Source organism: Rosenbergiella gaditana (assembly GCF_018494065.1).
In the GTDB taxonomy this organism is placed as follows: domain Bacteria; phylum Pseudomonadota; class Gammaproteobacteria; order Enterobacterales; family Enterobacteriaceae; genus Rosenbergiella; species Rosenbergiella gaditana.
In genome coordinates, this window is the sequence record NZ_JABBFR010000060.1 from 1 (window position 1) to 506 (window position 506).

Below are 506 nucleotides of genomic sequence, written 5' to 3' on the forward strand. Positions count from 1 at the left end.
TTCAATTTATCAGCTTGTTTCCAGATTTTTAAAGAGCAATATCTTAAAGGCGACTCGTAAGTCAACTTTAAGATAATTTTGTTTTCAGTGAGATACTGAAGATGGTGGAGCTAAGCGGGATCGAACCGCTGACCTCCTGCGTGCAAGGCAGGCGCTCTCCCAGCTGAGCTATAGCCCCATCGATTTTGCAAACATCAGAGTTACCTAAGCAATTCATTCTCAGACAAGGCGTAACGTTACGAAGCATACATCAGTATGCGAGTGGCGTTACAACACAGTGTGAGGATGAATTTGGTAGGCCTGAGTGGACTTGAACCACCGACCTCACCCTTATCAGGGGTGCGCTCTAACCACCTGAGCTACAAGCCTGCAGATGTTTACTGCTCTCTTTAATTTTCATCAGACAATCTGTGTGAGCACTACGCAGCCATGTATCTTACAGGTAAGGAGGTGATCCAACCGCAGGTTCCCCTACGGTTACCTTGTTACGACTTCACCCCAGTCAT

At 46.4% G+C, this 506-nt stretch carries 2 tRNA genes and 1 rRNA gene; all 3 read right to left on the minus strand.

The annotated features are described in order from the left end of the window. Positions 1 to 102: 102 nt before the first annotated feature. Positions 103 to 178: transfer RNA gene (locus HH682_RS15425), tRNA-Ala, on the minus strand. 114 nt (positions 179 to 292) lie between these two features. Further along, positions 293 to 369 (minus strand) — tRNA-Ile (locus HH682_RS15430). 74 nt (positions 370 to 443) lie between these two features. Continuing rightward, positions 444 to 506, minus strand: a 16S ribosomal RNA gene (locus HH682_RS15435); the annotation flags it as partial.